Source organism: Burkholderia sp. 572, assembly GCF_040545135.1.
GTDB classification, from domain to species: Bacteria; Pseudomonadota; Gammaproteobacteria; order Burkholderiales; family Burkholderiaceae; genus Burkholderia; species Burkholderia cepacia.
Map to the genome: position 1 here is coordinate 248,773 of NZ_JBEPLH010000011.1, position 17,682 is coordinate 266,454.

The following is a 17,682-nucleotide window of genomic DNA, read 5'->3' on the forward strand; positions in this document are numbered from 1 at the left end:
CGTGATGCCGCGGCCGGCCGGCGTTCAGCCGCGAACGTCGGCCGGAACGTATGCGTCGTCACCGTCCGCCGTGACGCCACACGCCGCGCCGGTTGCACCGGGCACCGACGCCGGGCGGATCATCTCGTCGCCATTGGCCGGCACGGGCCGCCGCACCGGCCGGAACACCGGCTCGCCGGGCTCGATCGGCTGCCCCGAGATCGCGCAACGGCCCGGCTGCAACGCGACGCGCAAGCGCCAGCGCTGTTCGCCGTAATGGCAACGGCCGCTCTCGACCCAGCGAACCAGCAGCGCGTCGTCGCCGGCCTCCAGCACCGTGACGAACAGTTGCGGGCGCAACGGCGAGACGGCCGCAGCGGCATGCTCGGGAGCAGGCGCTCCGCCGAGCGTCGCGAGCGGACGCGCGGCGCCGCCGCGCGGCGGCATCGCATCGTGTTCGACCCGTGCCGGCGCATCGCACGGCACGTCTTCTTCGCAAATCAGGCTTTCCATGGTGTTGAGCATGCTTGACGGATTTCCGTGCAGGTTGAACGGCGCCGCGCTCAGCGCCGGCCCATCGGTTCGCGCAGCAGCGACAGGCCGATCGCCGCGCCGGTGACGGCGGCCGCGAGCATCAGTCCGATGCCGCCCGACCAGCCGAATGCACCGACGATCGCGCCGATCGCCAGCGGCCCGATCACCTGTCCGAGATAGTTGCCCTGCACGACCCAGCCGATGCTCAGCGGCGCCAGCGACGGCGTCGGCGCGGAGCCCGGCGCGCACGCGAGGATCGTCGCCGGCAGCATCCCCGCGATCGCCGAGAATGCGAAACCCAGCGCGACCGCGAGCGGTGCCGGCGTGGCCGCGCTGAAGAGCCCCGCGCCCGCCGCGCCGATCGCGACCGACGTCGCAGCCATGACGATTCCCGGCCGTGCGCCGCGCGACAGCAACCAGCCGGCCGTCAGGTTGCCGATCACGCATGCGGCGACGATCGCCGCGCTGATCAGCCCCGCCGCGCCGACCGCGACGCCGAGGCGCTGCATCAGGAAAACCGGCAGGAACGTCATCGCCGCGAAGAACTGCACGTTGTAGGTGGCGAAACCCAGCGCGAGCAGCGTGGTCGACCGCGACGCGAGCACGTCACGCAGCGCGGGCCCGATGCGCGGCGCCGCGGCCTGCCGGGCCGGCGCACCGGCGGACGTCGTGACGGGCACCGCGACGGCCGCGGCGAGCGTCAGCGCCGAAGCCGCGAGCCAGCCGTTGCGCCAGCCGCCGAGCAGCGGCCCGACCAGCATCGACAGCGCCATGCCGGCCGGCATGAACGTGCTCCACAGCCCGAACGCGAGATTGCGCCGCTCGGGCGGCGTCACGCGATTCAGCACGGCCGGCGCGGCGACCACCACGATCACGAAACCGAGCCCCTCGGCGAAGCGCGTGGCGAGCAGCAGCGCGAAACTGCCGGCCGATGCGCCGGCGACACTCGACAGGCCGAGAATCACCAGGCCCGCGATCAGCATCCGCCGGTCGCCCCAGCGCCGTACCAGCAGGCCGGCCGCGATGCCGCCGAACACGCCGACGAACGGAAACACCGACATGATCCCGCTCAGCGAAGCGAGCGAGCCGCCGAACTCGTGCTGCAGCGACGGCAACGCGATCGTCGCCTTGCCGACGTGTAGCGCGGACACGATGCTCGCCAGCACGACGTTCGCGACGGCGGCCCGGTAGCTGCGCGACGGCAGCGTCGCGGCATCGGCCGCGACAGGCGATTCGGTCATCTCCACCTCCGTTGGAGCGGCCGCGTGCAACGGGGTGCGTCACGCGTCCGCGATCGGACTGGCGCACATGATACAAATTGAAGTTAACTTCAAGTAAAGGGGTATCGCGCGCAACGATCCGTTTCGCCGATCGCGGCAATGGCCCCGCGCGGCGGCGAGCGGCCGCCTGATTTAAGCTGTCGGCTTCGCCCCGACCACGTTGCGCCCACATGCCGACCGCCTATCCCGCTCCCGACGCCCCGCTTCCGCTCGACGCAGCCTGGTCGACCTTCCCCCGCCGCAAGGCCGCCGTGCGCATCTTCGTCGCCGGCTACTGCGCCGCACGCGACCGGCGCGATGCGCCGCTGCACGACAGCCCGGACGGCCAGGTCGTGCGGTTCGACGCCGGCATGGGGCGGCCTTTCGAGCACTTCGTGATCGAGGGCGCGCCCGCGTATGGCGACGGCCCGTTCACCGTCGGCGCGTGGATCACGCGCTACGGCGCCGCGCCGCTGCCGCCCGCACTGGAAGGCAGGACACGCCGGTTGTCGGACGAGCATTTCATGGCCGCCGATATCGACACGCTGTCCGGCGACGATGCACTCGCGCAGGCGCTCGGATGCCACACGCCGCGCGACATCGAAGCGTTCAATGCGGACGCCCCGTTCCCGCCATTCCAGCCGAATCCGGCCGCGTTCCTGTTCGCGCATCGCCTGGACGGGCAGATCGCCGCCACCGCACGCTACGGATTTGCGTCGGCGCACGACATCGTCGTCGACCGCGTCGCGACGGCAGATGCGTACCGCCGCCGGGGGCTCGCGATGCAGTCGCTCGCCGCGATCGTCGCGCACGCACGGCAACGCGGCGCGCAGCGCGTGTGGCTCGTGTCCACCGAGGCCGGCCTGCCGCTGTACCGCGCCGCCGGATTCACGCGGCTCGCACCGGTCGCCGTCGACGAAATCGTCGCCTGACCGCGCGTCGAACGGCGCCGCGCGTCTCGGGATTCGTCTCATTGCACTGAGACGAACGTCCCAGCGTCTCACCGGCGTGCCGTTCAGCAGTTGCAGCAAATTTCGCGCGTCTCCCCCGCCGAATCTTTTCCTGTCAACGGAACAAGCGAATGGTGCATCGCATCACGCACGTTCCGTTGAATCGCCATCCGGCGTACCCGCTCGAGCTGGCCCCGTTCCTGCATACCGGTCGATCGCGCAATCGCGCAACGGGCACACCGGCCAACCATGCCGCGTGCCCGACGACAACCTGACGGAGACAGCAACGTGAGTACACCGGCATCGACCACCGCCCCCAGCATGAAGGCCGCCGTCTGGCACGGCCGCCACGACATCCGCGTCGAACAGGTTCCCGTTCCGGCGCGCCCGCCGGCCGGCTGGGTCACGATTCGCGTGCACTGGTGCGGGATCTGCGGCTCCGACCTGCACGAATACGTCGCCGGCCCCGTCTTCATCCCGGTCGACGCGCCGCATCCGCTGACGGGCCTGAAGGGCCAGTGCATCCTCGGCCACGAGTTCAGCGGCGAGATCGCCGAGCTCGGCGCGGGCGTGACCGGCTTCGCGGTCGGCGACCGCGTGACGGCCGACGCATGCCAGCATTGCGGCACCTGCTGGTATTGCCGGCACGGGCTGTACAACATCTGCGAAAACCTCGCGTTCACCGGGCTGATGAACAACGGCGCGTTCGCCGAATACGTGAACGTGCCGGCCGAGTTGCTGTACAAGCTGCCCGACGGTTTCCCGACCGAGGCCGGCGCGCTGATCGAGCCGCTCGCGGTCGGGCTGCATGCGGTCAAGAAGGCCGGCAACATTGTCGGGCAGACCATCGTCGTGGTCGGCGCGGGCACGATCGGCCTGTGCACGATCATGTGCGCGAAGGCCGCGGGCGCCGGGCGCGTGATCGCGCTGGAGATGTCGGCCGCGCGCAAGCAGAAGGCGCTTGAGGTCGGCGCGAGCGTCGTCATCGATCCGAAGACGTCCGACGCGATCGCCGAAGTCAAGGCGCTGACCGACGGCTACGGCGCCGACGTGTCGTTCGAGTGCATCGGGCACACGGCTACGGCGAAGCTCGCGATCGACGTGATCCGCAAGGCCGGCAAGTCGGTGATGGTCGGCATCTTCGAGGAGCCGGCATCGTTCAACTTCTTCGACATCGTGTCGACCGAAAAGGAGGTGATCGGCTCGCTCGCGTACAACGGCGAGTTCGCGGACGTGATCCGCTTCATCGCGGACGGCCGCATCGACGTGCAGCCGCTCATCACCGGGCGCATCGCGCTCGGCGACATCGTCTCGCACGGCTTCGAGGAACTGGTCAATCACAAGGACCGTAACGTGAAGATCATCGTTCAGCCCGCCATCGCCTGACCGCTCGCGCGGCCGCGGCACCGATTCGTGCCGCGGCACGCCTGCTGCAGCATCGCCCTGAAGCGTCGCCCGTATACGGGCGGCGCACCTGCCTTCCATTCCCGTCCAGCCCCCTCCTTGCCGCCGTCGTCCGAAGCGGACCTGATGCCGCACCCCACGACAGACGCGCAGATCAAGAATATTCGCAATCCAAACCATCTGCCGTAGCGCGCCACGGGTTCGATGCGCGATCAGGGTTTCTCCGGATCAAGCGCGATTCGCCCGATGTCGACAGGGCACTGATGCAAGGCGATCCTGTGCAACGCGAGATCCGGCCTCCCGGCCGGGATCGCGGCCGCCCCCCCCACAAAACCTTACGGCGTCACGGCGCCGACAGGCCGAGAATACGGGCCCACCCGGGACAGCTTGCAAACATGGTGTGTCATGAATCGTTCATTCTCGTTTAGCCGGGAACACGCATACAACATTCGATCGCTGACGATCCTGCAGAAGACGCATATCGGCTTCGCTCTCGTCACCACGCTGCTGGCCTTGCTCTGCGGCACGATCATCTGGGGGAGTTTCCGGCAATACCGGCAGGAAAACGCCGACCTGCAGAGCTTCGAATTCGTCCGCGGCGCGATGAGCGCCGCCAACGTGATCTCGGCCGAACGCGGCCCGACGAACGACCTGCTGGTGCGCCTGCAGGACGACGGCGCCGCCGAGATCCGCAACCTGCTCGCCGCGCGCGCGCGTTCCGACAACGCGCTCGAACGTTTTCGCGCCGGCATCGCGCAGGCGGCCGTGCTCGACGAGCGCGAACGCGGCAACCTGCTGCATGCACTCGACTCCGTCCGGATGACGCTTGCCGATGCGCGTGCCGAAGTCGATGCGCTCGACGCGCGGCCGCTCGCGTCACGCACCGTTCACGATATCCAGCACGCGCAGGCGCGCCTGTTCCGGATCGTCGACACGCTGTCGCTGCTGATCGACGGCGCGATGACCGACACGGCGATGCGCGATCCGCGCACGTCCGGTGCGATCCTGCTCGCGCGGCTCCTCGGCGATCTCCGGGAATACGCGGGGCGCACGGGTTCGCTGCTGATCGCGCCGATGTTCGCGCGGCAGGCGCTCGATCGCGCGCAGCTCGCGGACATCATGCGGATGCGCGGCCGCATCGAGCAATTGCGCGCGCTGATCGACGGCGCGATCGGCACGCAGCTCGACGACCCCGACGTCGCACGCGAATATGCGCAGCTCAACGCGGCCTTCGACGCGCACATCCTGCCGCTCGTCGACGCGACCGTCGCCGGCGGCCGGGACGGCGCGTATGCCATGAACGCCGCCGATTTTTCCCGCGCGATCGTGCCGCATTTCCGGCCGAGCGAGCTGCTGCGCGACCGCGTGATCGACCTTGCCCGGCATCGCGCGATCGGCGACCGGAACGCCGCCCGGATCAGGGTCGGGGTGTCGGCGTTCGCCACGACGCTGTGCATCGCGATCCTGGCCTCGCTCGCGCGCGGCATGCAGCGGCTGCTGTCGAAGCCGCTCGATGTGCTCGGCCGCCGGATCGTCGCGCTCAGCGAAGGCGATACGTCGCACGTCGCGCTGCCGCGCGGCGTCGGGCCCGAGATCGCGCGGATCCACGACTCGCTGGAAACGTTGCGCAACGCGACCGTCCGCCGCGACATGCTCGAGCGCCAGCGCAACGACATGCTGACGCTGTTTTCGCACGACATGCGCGCCCCGCTGACGTCGCTGATCATCCTGATCGACACGCAGGCGCAGCGGGCGGGCGACGCGCAGATGAAGCAGCAGTTCGCGAGAATCGCCAGGCTGGCGCGGCACACGCTGGCGATGGCCGACGGTTTCGCGCAGCTGTCGCGTGCGGAGGCGAGCGAATACGAACGCGTGCCGGTCAACCTCGCCGACCTGATGAACGAGGCACGCGATGCGGTGTGGCCGCTCGCGCACCGGAAATCCATGTCGATCGACGACGTGCCGCGGCGCGACGACACGATCGTGCCGGGCGACCCAGCGCTGCTGTCGCGCGCGCTGATCAACCTGCTGGACAACGCCGTCAAGTACAGCGCGCCGCTGACGAGCGTCGAATGCAAGGTCGAGCCGGGCGCCGACGGCAAGACCGTGCGCTGCACGATCCGCGACAGCGGGTGCGGAATCAGCAGCGCGGACCAGACGCGGCTGTTCGAGCGCTACCGGCGCTTCCGCACCGCCGGCCAGCCGGAAACCAGCGGCGTCGGGCTCGGCATGGCATTCGTCAAGGCCGTCGTCGAACGGCACGGAGGCCACATCCACGTGCACAGCGTCGTGCTGCAGGGCACCACCATCACGATCACGCTGCCGGCCGCGGCGGCGCCATGACGATGGTGCCGCCGCGGCCGGCGGAAAGCGGCCGAAGCCGTGCCGCAACCCCGCGCGATTCTTCGATATACTGGACCGAACCCTTTTCGGGGCAACCGGTGGCCACCACACCCATTGCGCGTTCGCCCCAACCTGCGTGGAATTGCTCACCGTGAAACCGCGAGCCGGACTGATTCTCGAACTCTTCGTCAACCTGGTGCTGCCCTGGGTTGCCTACCGGGCCGCGCAGCCGTATTTCGGCGAAACCGGCGCGCTGTACGCGTCGGCGGTCCCGCCGGTCATCTGGTCGATCGTCGAATTCATCCGCTCGCGCCGCGTCGATGCGGTGGCGGCCATCGTGCTGCTCGGCATCGCGCTGTCGATCATCGGGATGGCGTTCGGCGGCAGCGCACGCACGCTGCTGATGCGCGAATCGCTCGCGTCGGGCACGATCGGCGTCGTGTTCCTGCTGTCGCTGTTCCGCGAACGCCCGCTGATCTTCTATCTCGCGCGCGCCACCATCGCCCGCGAGATGGATGGCGGTGCCGCGCATTTCGAAGCGGTCTGGAACGCGCAGCCGGGGCTGCGGCAGATGCTCCGGCGCATGACCTTCGTCTGGGGCGGGTTCATGACGCTGGAAATGCTGCTGCGCTGCTGGATGGTCGTGACCTGGCCGGTCGAACGCGTGCTGGTCGTGTCGCCGATCATCGGCTATACCGTGTTCGGCTGTCTGCTGACGTGGACGTTCTGGTACCGGCGGCGGATGCGCGTGCGCAACAGCGTCCACATCCCGGGCCGCGACGGCGTCACCGAAACCGCCGGCCGCTGACGGCTCCCGGCCGGCATGACCGGAAGGCTGCTGTATGATGCGCGGCGTCTCGTCCGACGAATGCCGCTCCTGTCATGTCCCTCTCGCTCCTTCCATCCGCCACGATCTGGCTCGCCCTGTTCGCGGCCGCCGCGTTTGCGTGGCATCGCCCGCAGCACGGGCTGAGCGTCGGCCTTGCCGCGCTCGGTTATGCGTGCGCGCTGGCGTTCGGCAAGCTCGCGCCGCTCGCGCTGGCGCCGCTCGCGTTGCTGGCCGCGGCCGCCTGGGGCGTGATGCCCGGGCGCCCGCGCGCGGTGCGCATCGCCGCGCACGCCGTCTTCGCCGCACTCGCGATCGCGCTCAGCCTGCACCTACTTCCCGGCTTCCACAATCCCCTCGTGATCGCCCCGACGCGCTTCACGCCGGATGCCGTCCCGTTCACGATGTACCTGAACCTGGACAAGCCGCTCGTCGGCCTGTGGCTGGTGTGGGTACTGCCGTGGGTCGCCCCCGACGTCCCGCTGTCGCGCGCGCTGCGCACCGGCGCGGTGGCGGCCGTCGCCACCGCGGCCGCGTGCCTGGCCGGCGCGCTCGCGTTCGGCATGGTCGGCTGGGCGCCCAAGTGGCCGGCGTCGGGCTGGCTGTGGCTCGTCAATAACCTGCTGCTCGTGACGCTCGCCGAGGAGGCGCTGTTCCGCGGCTACGTGCAGGGCGGGCTGACGCGCGCGTTCGGTGCGTTCGCGTGGGGGCCATGGGCCGCGCTGGCGATCGGCGCGGTGCTGTTCGGCGCCGCGCACGCGGCCGGCGGCTGGTCATGGATCGTGCTCGGCACGGTGGCCGGCGTCGGCTACGGCCTCGCATGGCGGCGCGGCGGACTGCTCGCGTCCGCGCTCGCGCATGCGGGGCTCAACGTCGTCCACTTCGGACTGTTCACCTACCCGATGCTCGCCGCCGCGCGCTGACGGCCGCGCGGCGGCACCGCTCAGTCGAACCCGGCGACCGCGTGCGGCACGTACGGGCGCTCGAGCGTGGCGATCTCGTCGTCGGTCAGCTTCAGCTCGAGCGCGGCCAGTGCGTCGTCCAGTTGCCGCGGCTTCGAAATACCGACGATCGGCGCGGTGACCCCGGCCTTCTGCGCGACCCACGCGAGTGCCACCTGCGCACGCGGCACGTTTCGTGCGGCCGCGATCGTCGCAACGGCGTCGACGACCGCCCTGTCCGACTCGGCCGTCGCGTCGTAAAGCCGCTGGCCGACCGCGTCGCTCTGCTGCCGCTCGGTCGACTCGTCCCAGTTGCGCGTCAGGCGGCCGCGCGCGAGCGGGCTCCATGGAATCACCGCGATCCCCTCGTCTGCGCACAGCGGCAGCATTTCCCGCTCTTCTTCCCGATACAGCAGGTTCAGGTGGTTCTGCATGCTGACGAAGCGGGTCCAGCCGTGCTGCTTCGACGTATGCAGCGCCTTCGCGAACTGCCACGCGGACATCGACGACGCGCCGATATAACGCGCCTTGCCGGCCTTCACGACGTCGTGCAGCGCCTCGAGCGTCTCCTCGATCGGCGTGCCGTAATCCCAGCGGTGAATCTGGTAGAGATCGACGTAATCGGTGCCGAGCCGCTTCAGGCTCTGGTCGATGTCGGTCATGATCGCCTTGCGCGACAACCCCGCGCCGTTCGGCCCCGGCCGCATCCGGTAGAACACCTTGGTCGCGATCACGATCTCGTCGCGTTTCGCGAAATCGCGCAGCGCGCGGCCGACGATCTCCTCCGACGTGCCGTCCGAATAGATGTTCGCGGTATCGAAGAAGTTGATGCCGGCTTCGACCGCCCGCTGGATGATCGGGCGGCTCTCCGCTTCCGGCAGCGTCCACGGGTGCGAGCCGCGCGACGGTTCGCCGAACGTCATGCAACCCAGCACCAGGCTGGACACTTCCAGCCCTGTCGATCCGAATTTCACGTATTCCATTGCACGCCTCGCGATTGAAGTTGAGCTGACGGCCGGATGCGCGCCGCGCATCGGCCGGACCGTCGCATGGTATCCCGGGCGGCAAAAAGACGTGCGGCGTCGCCGCATCGGACGAAGGGGCGTTCGCCGGCGCGAGGTCGCGAGGTCGCGAGGCCGCGCAGGGCGCCGGCTGCGCGGGACGTGCGCTGCGGCGCGGGCCGCTTACTTGGCCTGGTCGGCGATTGGCTGCAGGAACGCGGAAAAGCCGGTCAGCATGATCTGCACGCCGATGCACAGCAGCAGGAACGCCGACACGCGCTTCGCGACCTTCGTGCCTTCGCTGCCGAGGTAGCGCGACAGCAGCGCGGAGCGGCTGTAGACCTGCCAGATCACGACCGCGACCAGCACGGACACGGCGATCGACACGATGCTCGACAGCATGAACTCCGACAGCTTGTGCGTGCGGTTCGCGTTCAGCGCGATCGCGGTCGCGATCGAGCCGGGGCCGACCGTCAGCGGCACGGTCAGCGGGAAGAACGCGCGCGTCATGATCGCGTTCGCGTCGATCGGCTTGACCGGCGTGTCGCCGCCGCCCGGCCCGTCGGGTTCGTTCAGCATCTGCCAGCCGGCCACGGCAACCGCGAAGCCGCCGCCGATCCGCAGCGCTTCCATCGAAATCCCGAAGAAATGCAGCACCGGCGTGCCGGCGAAAAACGCGACCAGCAGCACGATGAACGAGTTGAACGCGACCTTCCGGGCGAGCAGGTCCCGCTCGTGTTCGGTGAGCGCCTCGGTCCGTTCGAGAAACAGGAACGCGATGCCGATCGGGTTGATGATGCCGATCAGGCCGGTGAAGCCGAACAGGATCTCGGAGATAAGGCGGTTGACGATCATCGGATGAAGAATCGGTCGGGGCTGGGCCGGCGGGGCGCCGGGGGTCACGCATTGTAGAGCAAGCGCCCGCGGCGCAAAATGCGGGCTCGCCCGTTGCGCCGCCGATCGTCTCCGCTTGCGCTTATTCGGCGCCCGCCTCCCATGCCGGAGGCCGCTTCGCGAAAAACGCGGCGAAGCCTTCCTTCGCTTCCGGCGTCGCCCGCACGCGGGAGATCGTCTGCGCGGTGAACGCCGCTCGCTCGTCGGACGACGGATACTCGCCGATCGTGTCGAAGAAGCGCTTGATCTCCATCAGCGCGTTCGGGCCGTTCCGGCCGAGTTCGGCGAGCGTCCGGTCGAGCGCTTCGTCGAGCGACTCGAGCGGCACGGCCTGGTGGATCAGGCCGATCGCGACCGCCTCGCCGGCGGCGAGCTGCGTCGCGGTGAGCGCGAGCCGCCGCGCCTGGCGCTGGCCGACCGCCTCGACCAGATACGGCCCGATCACGGCCGGCAGGATCCCGAAGCGTGCCTCGCTGACCGAGAAGCGTGCGTGATCGCTCGCAATCACGATGTCGCACGCCGCGCACAGGCCGACGCCGCCGCCGAACGCGTGACCTTGCACGCGCGCCACCGTCGGCTTCGGGCATTGCCGGATCGCGCGCATCATCGCGGCGAACCGCTCCGCATCGCGCAGGTTCGCGGCCGCGTCGTTCGCGCTCGCGCGCTGCATCCACTGCAGGTCGGCGCCGGCGCAGAACGCACGGCCGTCCGAACGCAGCACGATCGCGCGCACGTCGTCGCGTGAGCCGAGCGTGGTGAACGCGCCGGTCAGTTCGGCGATCATCGTCTCGTCGAACGCGTTGAGCACGTCGCCGCGCTGCAACGCGACGGTTGCGATGCCGCGCGCATCGACCGTGACGGCCAGGGTCTTCAATCCATCCATCGAACAGGTTTCCTCGGGTAGAACGGCAAACATCGGAATTACGCGGCCTGGCGGCGGTCGATCACGCGCCGGGCCTTGCCGGTCGCGGTCGCGGGAATGCCGCCCGCCGCCAGCACCGTCACGCCGGACGACACGCCGATCATCGTCTTGATCCGGTGCTGCAGCTCGCGCGCGAGCGCCGCGCGATCGCTTTCGGTGACGGACGCGGCCGCTTCGGAGCGCAGTTCGACCGCGAGGTCGAGCCGGTCCATGTGACCGTCGCGCGACAGCGTGATCTGGAACTGGCCCGACAGCTGCGGCAGCGCGACGACGATCTCCTCGATCTGGCTCGGGAACACGTTCACGCCGCGCACGATCAGCATGTCGTCGGAGCGGCCGGTGATCTTCGCGAGCCGGCGCATCGCGCGCGCGGTCGGCGGCAGCAGCGCGGTGAGGTCGCGCGTGCGGTAGCGGATCACCGGCATCGCTTCCTTCGTCAGCGACGTAAACACGAGCTCGCCCTGGCTGCCGTCGGGCAGCACTTCGCCCGTGACGGGATCGATGATCTCCGGATAGAAATGGTCTTCCCAGATTACCGGGCCGTCCTTCGTCTCGACGCATTCGCACGCGACGCCCGGGCCCATCACTTCCGACAGCCCGTAGATGTCCAGCGCGTCGATGCCCACGCGCGTCTCCACTTCCTCGCGCAGCGCCTGCGTCCACGGCTCGGCGCCGAAGATGCCGATCTTCAGCGACGACTCGGCCGGGTCCATCCCCTGTCGCACCATCTCGTCGATCAGGTTCAGCATGTACGACGGCGTGACGAGGATGATCTTCGGTTCGAAGTCGCGGATCAGTTGCACCTGCTTCTCGGTCTGCCCGCCCGACATCGGCACGACCATGCAGCCGAGCCGTTCCGCACCATAGTGAATCCCGAGGCCGCCCGTGAAGAGGCCATAGCCGAACGCGTTGTGCAGCGTGTCGCCCGGGCGGCCGCCGGCCGCGCGGATCGAGCGCGCGGTCACGTTCGCCCAGGTATCGATGTCGCGCGCGGTGTAGCCGACCACCGTCGGCTTGCCCGTCGTGCCGCTCGACGCGTGCACGCGCACGACCTGCTCGCGCGGCACCGCGAACAGCCCGAACGGATAGTTGTCGCGCAAATCGTTCTTGGTCGAGAACGGGAATTTCGCGAGATCGGCGAGCGACTTCAGGTCGTCCGGGTGCACGCCGGCCGCATCGAACGTGCGGCGATAGTGCGGGACGTTGTCGTACGCGTGGCGCAGCGACCACTTCATGCGCTCGAGCTGCAGTGCCTGCAGTTCGTCGCGGCTGGCGGTCTCGATCGGCTCGAGGGCGGCGGCGGGATGCGTCGGGTGGGTCATCGGGGTGCTCCTCCAATGGAGTGATGTCGTTATCGTGTTCGAGGTGACGAAGCCGGCGTTACGACCGGAACGTGCGGCCGGCCGCATGCAGTGCGGCGATGCGCGGCGACACGCGATAGCGGTCCTCGCCGTAGCTCGCCGCCAGGTTCGACAGCACGCGAAACACGCGGCCGATGCCGATCGCATCGGCCCACGCGAGCGGGCCGCACGGGTAGTTCACGCCCTTCTCCATCGCGAGATCGAGATCGGCGGGCGAGCACACGCCCTGGTTCACCGTGTCGGCCGCCTCGTTCGCGAGCATCGCGACGGTGCGCATCGCGACCATGCCCGGCACGTCGGCGATGCCGACGACGCGAAAACCCGCCTGCTGGAACAGGCCGACCGCGTCCGCATAGGCCGCGTCGCTGCACTGGAGCGCACGCGTCAGCGCGACGAGCCCGGCCTGCGTGTAATCGCGCGCGAGGTCGACCAGCACGAGATCGGCCACGCCCGTCTGCGCGGCGCGCGCGGTCGCGGTGCGGCCGTCGGTCAGCGCGATCGACGCGCGGCCGGCCGTCGCGAGCAGGTCGTCGGCATGCGTGCCGGCCTGCCGGGCGCCCGCGATGCGTTCGGTGAAGCGCGTATGCAGCGCGGCGGCCGGGCCGTCCTGCGCAAACAGTGCGACGTCGGCCGGCGCGGCGCGCGGGGCTTCGAGATCGGGCGCGGGCGGCGTCGCGCCGTCCGCATACGAGTAGAAACCGCGCCCCGACTTGCGCCCGAGGAAACCCGCGTTCACGAGTTCCTGCTGGATCAGCGACGGCGTGTAGCGCGGGTCGTTGAAGTACGCGCGGAACACCGATTCGGTCACCGCGAAGTTCACGTCGTGGCCGATCAGGTCCATCAGCTCGAACGGCCCCATCCGGAAGCCGCCGGCCTCACGCATCACCGCGTCGATCGACGCCGGCGCACCCCCCTGTTCGTTCAGCACGCGCAGCGCCTCCGCGTAATACGGCCGTGCGACGCGGTTCACGATGAAGCCCGGCGTCGATTTGGCCATCACGGGCTGCTTGCCCCACGCGGCGGCGGTCGCAACCAGCACCTGTGCGACTTCGGGCGCGGTCGCGAGCCCGCTGACCACCTCGACGAGCGCCATCAGCGGCGCCGGGTTGAAGAAATGCAGGCCGGCGACGCGCTGCGGCGCGCGCAGCCCGGCCGCGATCGACGTGATCGAGATCGACGACGTGTTGGTCGCCAGCAGGCACGCGTCGTCGACATGGCGCTCGAGCGTCGCGAAGATCTCGCGCTTCACGTCGAGCCGCTCGGCGGCCGCCTCGACGATCAGCGCTGCACCTGCGAAATCGGCCAGCGCACGCACCGCGCGGAGCCGGCTGCCTGCCGCATCAGCCTGTGCCGGTTCGAGCCGGCCCTTCTCCGCGAGCCGCGCGAACTGCGCGCGGATGCCGGCCAGCGCCTTGTCGCAAGCGGCTTCGTTCAGGTCGTACAGCAGCACCGTATGGCCGGCCGCCGCCGCGACCTGCGCAATGCCCGCGCCCATCGCGCCGGCGCCGATCACGCCGACGACTGCCGACGGCGCCAGCGCGCCCGGGTTCACCGAATGTGCAGAAGAAACAGCCATCGCTTGCGATCCGTCATGAAGTGGAAGTGCGAGCGATTATAAACCGACCGGTCGGTAGATTTATGTCAGGGCGTGCCCGAATTTGTCGTGCAAGAGACCGTTACGGAAACTGCAAAGACAAAAAATTCGAACGTTCGGGGCACTTTTTGCAAACCGAAAGGTCAATGAAAGCGTTCGAATATGAGATAGCGCCCCCCGAACGCCTGATAAAATCCGGCAAACCACCGGATTTCAGGGGGAAACCGCGTGTCACGCCGCCACTGCCGTCCATTGCCGGCCGCCCTTCCGGGGTCGGAACCGAGCCTCCGGCACGCGCGTCGTCTCACGCGCCCGCCTCGCGGTTTGCGGCGGGCGCATCGAATCGTTTCATCCCGCGACGGGCTCCGGCCCGCCCGCGCCCCTCGCTGCCTCACGGCGGCGAACCCAGGGCAGCACCGTTGCGTGCTGCCATCTTTCGGTTTCATCATCCTCGTTCGGCGGATAGTACGGCCGGGCTTCGTCAACCCGTGACGGCACGTCGCGCGCCGCCACTCGCATAAGGAAACCCTCCATGCCGCTCTCGTCCAACCAGCTCCCGCGCTGGACCCTCGTGGCCCCGCTTGCCGCATGGCTGGTCCTCGCGCTGTCGCGCGTCGTGCCGGCCGAAGGCCTCGTCATCGCGGTGTTCGCCGCCGCACTCGCCGGCGCCGTGTTCGCCGCCGTCCACCACGCCGAAGTCGTCGCCCATCGGGTCGGCGAACCGTTCGGCACGCTCGTGCTCGCGGTCGCCGTGACCGTCATCGAAGTCGCGCTGATCGTGTCGGTGATGCTCGGCGCCGGCCCCGAGAAATCGGGCCTCGCACGCGACACCGTGTTCGCCGCCGTGATGATCATCTGCAACGGTATCGTCGGCATCTGCCTGCTGGTCGGCGCATGGAAGCACGGCGAGCAGGACTTCCAGGGGCGCGGCGCGAGCAAGGCGCTCGCGGTGCTGGCTTCCCTGTCCGTGCTGTCGCTCGTGATGCCGAACTACCTGAACGCCGCACCGGGCCCGTTCTTTTCGAAATCGCAGCTCGCGTTCGCCGGCGTGTCGTCGCTCGTGCTGTACGGCGCATTCGTGTTCGTGCAGACCGTGCGTCACCGCGATTACTTCCTCACCGCGCACGACAGCGCGAACGAATCGGTTCACGCGGCGCCGCCGAGCAGCCGCACCGCGCTGATCAGCCTGCTGCTGCTGTTCGCGAGCCTCGTCGCGGTCGTGCTGCTCGCGAAGCTGCTGTCGCCGGCCGTCGAGCATGCCGTATTGCGGCTCGGTGCGCCCGAAGCCGCGGTCGGTATCGTGATCGCCGCGCTCGTGCTGCTGCCGGAAGGGCTCGCGGCCGTCACCGCCGCACGCGCGAATCGCCTGCAGACCAGCATGAACCTTGCGCTCGGGTCGGCGCTCGCGAGTATCGGGCTCACGATCCCGACCGTCGCGGCCGTGTTCATCTGGGTCGGCCAGCCGCTCACGCTCGGCATCGGCCCGATGGAAACCGTGCTGCTGGCACTGACGCTGCTCGTCAGCACGCTGACGCTCAGCCAGGGCCGCACGACGGTGCTGCACGGCGTCGTGCACCTGTCGCTGTTCGCCGCCTACCTGTTCCTGTCGATCACCCACTGACGCCCACCTGCGCGCGGCCCGGCGAATCACCTCCGCCGGGCCGCGCGCCGTCCTTCACGTCCCTTCCTTTTCGTTCACTTCACGCCGCCGTCAGCGCACCGGAATCACGAGATGCTGGCCCGCCAGGATCAGGTTCGGGTTCGCGAGGTTGTTGCGGCGTTGAATCTCGCGATAGCGCTGGCCGCTGCCGAGCTTGCTCGCCGCGATCATGTTCAGCGTGTCGCCCGCCTTCACCACGTACGTGTGTTCGCCTGACGCGGCCGCGGTCGTCACCGCCTGGTCGCTGACGAAGTACTTGCGCAGCAGTTCGAGATACTGCGGCGACTGCTTGAGCTTCGCGATCGCGGCGTTCAGGTAGATCAGCAGATCCTGGTCATCCGCGCGCACGCCGATCTTGTACGCGATGTTCGAGCCGTCGAGCTTGGTCACCGCGAATTTCAGGTCGGTGCCCTTGATCGAACTGACCGCGAACGGATAGTCGTAGATGAACGCATCGACCGTGTGGCCGTCGATGCTCTTCGCGATGAACGCCGGATCGGAATCGTCGACTTCGACGAACTTCACGTTCGGATACTGGCGCGTGACGAACGCACGCACGTCCGGGTCGCCCTTCAGGATGCCGACCGTCTTGCCCGTGAGATCGTCGGTCGAGCGGATGGCGGAGCCTTGCCGCACGATCAGCGAATAGCCGAAATCGTCGACGTACGGCACCGAATAGACGACGCCTGCCGGCGTGTTGTCCGGGAACGTCAGCCCGTCCATCGCCACGTCGACCACGTGGTTCCCCTTCGCGTCGGTATCGAGCAGTTGTTTCGGCACGCCGGGGTACGTGTCGACCTCGTGGCGCGTATCGACGACGACCGGCTTGCCGCCGTGCGAGAACGACGGGTCCGCGAACAGCAGCCGCGCGAACTCGACGTTGAAGCCGTGCGGCGAGCCCTTGTCCTCGCCGAAGAACGGTTCGCTCGGGTTCTGCACCGAGATCCGCACGATGCCGTTTTCGGCGATCGATTTCAGCGTGCTGGCCTGCGGCGTGAAACCGGCCGGCAGCACGCTGGCCGACGGCGGCGTCTGCGCCGACTGGCCGCTGTCGCCGTTTTGCGCGGATGTCGAGGCCGGGGCCGCGTCATGCGCGGGAATCAGCGTCGACAGGCCGCCCTGATGAACGATCCATACGCCGACGAGCACTACCAGAAACGCGATGGCGCCAAGCAGTTTTTTCATGGTTGCGTGCCTGCAGGAAGTTATTGTTGTTTCGACGGCAGCTGCGCGGGGTTCGCCGCGTCGAGCCCGGGCGCGTGCGGGGCGTTCGCCACCGCCTGCTGCTGCGCCTGCTTGACCTCGGGGTTATCCATCAGCGACGTCTCCATTTCGGAGAACGCCTTGTTGACCGAGCGCATCACCGAATCGACGGCCACGTCGGTCTTGATCTGCTCGAACGTGTCGGACGCCTGCCGGCCCGCGAGCTTGTTCATCTGCTGCGCCGCCTGCGACATGTCCCACATCGCCTTCGCGCGGTCGATCGCCGACGCGAAGTTCTTCAGCTCGGCCTGCACCTGCTTGTAGCGCCCCTCGCGGAACGAGAGCAGTTGCTTCATCGTGTCGAGCTGCTGCCTGAAGCGCGGCGCGTCGTCCGGATACTGCTTCTCGAACAGTTCCGTCTTGTTCTCGAAGTTCTTCACCTCGGTACGGAACGCGGTGATGCTGTCCGCGAATTTCTGTGCCGCCTGGCGCTTTTCCGCGAGCTGGTTGATCAGCGTCTCGATCGGATTCGCCTGCGCCTCCTCGACGATCATCTTCACCTTCTGGTTCGCGAACTTCATCGCGACGACCGGCGCCAAGTAGATCGCGCCGAGACCGATCACGCCCGCCGTGACCAGCGCGATCACCCCCTTCAGGATGAACAGCGCGGCCGGTGCCGCGATCGCGACGCCGGCGATGATGATCGCCCACTTGACCAGCTTGACCTTGCCACTCCCCGAACTGCCGTTTGCTTCTTCATTCGAAAGCTGCGACATGAGTTTTTCTCCTTGAACCTCGAACCGAACTGCTT

General features: G+C 68.7%; 15 protein-coding genes. 6 read left to right on the forward strand and 9 right to left on the reverse strand.

The window, feature by feature from the left end; translation table 11 throughout:
* Nucleotides 1-24: 24 nt before the first annotated feature.
* Together ABIC51_RS22370 and ABIC51_RS22375 are read right to left on the reverse strand one after the other, a co-directional pair.
* Nucleotides 25-504: a DUF3331 domain-containing protein gene (locus ABIC51_RS22370; RefSeq protein ID WP_175861487.1), complete on the reverse strand. Its 480-nt coding sequence runs from the start codon at nucleotides 502-504 to the stop codon at nucleotides 25-27.
* A 38-nt stretch (nucleotides 505-542) separates the two neighbouring features.
* On the reverse strand, nucleotides 543-1,754 hold the full coding sequence (locus ABIC51_RS22375) for an MFS transporter (RefSeq protein ID WP_226128437.1): 1,212 nt from the start codon (nucleotides 1,752-1,754) through the stop codon (nucleotides 543-545).
* A 209-nt stretch (nucleotides 1,755-1,963) separates the two neighbouring features.
* On the opposite strand from ABIC51_RS22375, the gene ABIC51_RS22380 reads away from it, so the two are divergent.
* From ABIC51_RS22380 to ABIC51_RS22400, 5 genes are all read left to right on the forward strand, one after another.
* Nucleotides 1,964-2,704, forward strand: coding sequence for a GNAT family N-acetyltransferase (locus ABIC51_RS22380; RefSeq protein WP_226128439.1), 741 nt, complete (start codon nucleotides 1,964-1,966; stop codon nucleotides 2,702-2,704).
* Nucleotides 2,705-3,043: 339 nt separating this feature from the next.
* The gene (locus ABIC51_RS22385) at nucleotides 3,044-4,108 is read left to right on the forward strand and encodes a 2,3-butanediol dehydrogenase (protein ID WP_226128447.1); all 1,065 of its coding nucleotides are present in this window, start codon (nucleotides 3,044-3,046) and stop codon (nucleotides 4,106-4,108) included.
* A 423-nt stretch (nucleotides 4,109-4,531) separates the two neighbouring features.
* Complete coding sequence (locus tag ABIC51_RS22390; protein WP_226212346.1) at nucleotides 4,532-6,469, forward strand: sensor histidine kinase; 1,938 nt, start codon at nucleotides 4,532-4,534, stop codon at nucleotides 6,467-6,469.
* Between the two features lie 151 nt (nucleotides 6,470-6,620).
* Nucleotides 6,621-7,277 carry a VC0807 family protein gene (locus tag ABIC51_RS22395; RefSeq protein ID WP_027791830.1) on the forward strand — a complete coding sequence of 219 codons (657 nt, stop codon included), beginning with the start codon at nucleotides 6,621-6,623 and terminating at the stop codon, nucleotides 7,275-7,277.
* Between the two features lie 74 nt (nucleotides 7,278-7,351).
* The gene (locus ABIC51_RS22400) at nucleotides 7,352-8,218 is read left to right on the forward strand and encodes a CPBP family intramembrane glutamic endopeptidase (RefSeq protein ID WP_060072584.1); all 867 of its coding nucleotides are present in this window, start codon (nucleotides 7,352-7,354) and stop codon (nucleotides 8,216-8,218) included.
* 20 nt (nucleotides 8,219-8,238) lie between these two features.
* Here ABIC51_RS22400 and ABIC51_RS22405 read toward each other — a convergent pair whose 3' ends face one another.
* The 5 genes from ABIC51_RS22405 to ABIC51_RS22425 all read right to left on the reverse strand — a co-directional run bounded on the left by ABIC51_RS22405 (nucleotide 8,239) and on the right by ABIC51_RS22425 (nucleotide 13,990).
* Nucleotides 8,239-9,219 (reverse strand): aldo/keto reductase, encoded by a 981-nt coding sequence (locus ABIC51_RS22405; RefSeq protein WP_027791832.1) that lies wholly within the window; start codon nucleotides 9,217-9,219, stop codon nucleotides 8,239-8,241.
* 201 nt (nucleotides 9,220-9,420) lie between these two features.
* On the reverse strand, nucleotides 9,421-10,092 hold the full coding sequence (locus ABIC51_RS22410) for a MarC family protein (protein WP_021162011.1): 672 nt from the start codon (nucleotides 10,090-10,092) through the stop codon (nucleotides 9,421-9,423).
* Between the two features lie 121 nt (nucleotides 10,093-10,213).
* Entirely contained in the window at nucleotides 10,214-11,014 is an 801-nt protein-coding gene (locus tag ABIC51_RS22415; protein ID WP_059697388.1) for an enoyl-CoA hydratase-related protein, read from the reverse strand.
* A gap of 38 nt (nucleotides 11,015-11,052) precedes the next feature.
* Complete coding sequence (gene paaK, locus ABIC51_RS22420; RefSeq protein WP_060170577.1) at nucleotides 11,053-12,375, reverse strand: phenylacetate--CoA ligase PaaK; 1,323 nt, start codon at nucleotides 12,373-12,375, stop codon at nucleotides 11,053-11,055.
* A 58-nt stretch (nucleotides 12,376-12,433) separates the two neighbouring features.
* A complete protein-coding gene (locus ABIC51_RS22425; protein ID WP_091919266.1) occupies nucleotides 12,434-13,990 on the reverse strand; it encodes a 3-hydroxyacyl-CoA dehydrogenase in 1,557 nt (518 codons plus the stop codon).
* 550 nt (nucleotides 13,991-14,540) lie between these two features.
* Between ABIC51_RS22425 and ABIC51_RS22430 the strand changes: the two genes are divergently transcribed.
* A complete protein-coding gene (locus ABIC51_RS22430) occupies nucleotides 14,541-15,629 on the forward strand; it encodes a calcium:cation antiporter (protein WP_021162015.1) in 1,089 nt (362 codons plus the stop codon).
* Between the two features lie 90 nt (nucleotides 15,630-15,719).
* On the opposite strand, the gene ABIC51_RS22435 is transcribed toward ABIC51_RS22430, so the two are convergent.
* Together ABIC51_RS22435 and ABIC51_RS22440 are read right to left on the reverse strand one after the other, a co-directional pair.
* Nucleotides 15,720-16,853, reverse strand: a complete 1,134-nt coding sequence (locus ABIC51_RS22435; RefSeq protein WP_060206724.1) for a transporter substrate-binding and LysM peptidoglycan-binding domain-containing protein — start codon at nucleotides 16,851-16,853, stop codon at nucleotides 15,720-15,722.
* A 20-nt stretch (nucleotides 16,854-16,873) separates the two neighbouring features.
* Entirely contained in the window at nucleotides 16,874-17,647 is a 774-nt protein-coding gene (locus ABIC51_RS22440; RefSeq protein WP_027791838.1) for a hypothetical protein, read from the reverse strand.
* Nucleotides 17,648-17,682: the final 35 nt, after the last annotated feature.

Bases quoted from the DNA above. Each gene is read 5' to 3' on its own strand.
- ABIC51_RS22425 (WP_091919266.1), bottom strand. From the start codon at position 13,990: ATGGCTGTTTCTTCTGCACATTCGGTGAACCCGGGCGCGCTGGCGCCG.
- ABIC51_RS22430 (WP_021162015.1), top strand. From the start codon at position 14,541: ATGCCGCTCTCGTCCAACCAGCTCCCGCGCTGGACCCTCGTGGCCCCG.
- ABIC51_RS22390 (WP_226212346.1), top strand. From the start codon at position 4,532: ATGAATCGTTCATTCTCGTTTAGCCGGGAACACGCATACAACATTCGA.
- ABIC51_RS22380 (WP_226128439.1), top strand. From the start codon at position 1,964: ATGCCGACCGCCTATCCCGCTCCCGACGCCCCGCTTCCGCTCGACGCA.
- ABIC51_RS22435 (WP_060206724.1), bottom strand. From the start codon at position 16,853: ATGAAAAAACTGCTTGGCGCCATCGCGTTTCTGGTAGTGCTCGTCGGC.
- ABIC51_RS22370 (WP_175861487.1), bottom strand. From the start codon at position 504: ATGCTCAACACCATGGAAAGCCTGATTTGCGAAGAAGACGTGCCGTGC.
- ABIC51_RS22415 (WP_059697388.1), bottom strand. From the start codon at position 11,014: ATGGATGGATTGAAGACCCTGGCCGTCACGGTCGATGCGCGCGGCATC.
- ABIC51_RS22410 (WP_021162011.1), bottom strand. From the start codon at position 10,092: ATGATCGTCAACCGCCTTATCTCCGAGATCCTGTTCGGCTTCACCGGC.
- ABIC51_RS22385 (WP_226128447.1), top strand. From the start codon at position 3,044: ATGAAGGCCGCCGTCTGGCACGGCCGCCACGACATCCGCGTCGAACAG.
- ABIC51_RS22375 (WP_226128437.1), bottom strand. From the start codon at position 1,754: ATGACCGAATCGCCTGTCGCGGCCGATGCCGCGACGCTGCCGTCGCGC.
- ABIC51_RS22405 (WP_027791832.1), bottom strand. From the start codon at position 9,219: ATGGAATACGTGAAATTCGGATCGACAGGGCTGGAAGTGTCCAGCCTG.
- paaK (WP_060170577.1), bottom strand. From the start codon at position 12,375: ATGACCCACCCGACGCATCCCGCCGCCGCCCTCGAGCCGATCGAGACC.
- ABIC51_RS22440 (WP_027791838.1), bottom strand. From the start codon at position 17,647: ATGTCGCAGCTTTCGAATGAAGAAGCAAACGGCAGTTCGGGGAGTGGC.
- ABIC51_RS22400 (WP_060072584.1), top strand. From the start codon at position 7,352: ATGTCCCTCTCGCTCCTTCCATCCGCCACGATCTGGCTCGCCCTGTTC.